1 protein-coding gene is annotated in these 219 nt (G+C 66.2%); it reads right to left on the bottom strand.

Annotation, left to right across the window (positions count from 1 at the left end):
• The coding region (locus tag FMEAI12_RS31370; RefSeq protein WP_235014889.1) for an ABC transporter substrate-binding protein at positions 1–219 on the bottom strand (219 nt) is incomplete at both ends.

Here is a 219-nt window from a genome sequence, read left to right on the forward strand (position 1 = left end):
TCATCGACGCCTCCGAGCGGTGGGGTGAGCCGGTGGCCGGGTCCTTGACCCGATCCCAGTTGAACTTCACCGCTTCGGCATTGAGCGGAGTGCCGTCGGAGAAGACCAGCCCGGGCCGCAGCTTCAGCGCGAAGGTCGCGCCACCGTCGGTCGTGGCGAAGGACTCGGCCATCGAGTACGCGATCTTGCCCGTCTCGTCCGTGGTCATCAGGGTTCTGT

Origin of the sequence: Parafrankia sp. Ea1.12 (genome assembly GCF_900465275.1) — a bacterium.
Classification (GTDB): Bacteria; Actinomycetota; Actinomycetes; order Frankiales; family Frankiaceae; genus Parafrankia; species Parafrankia soli.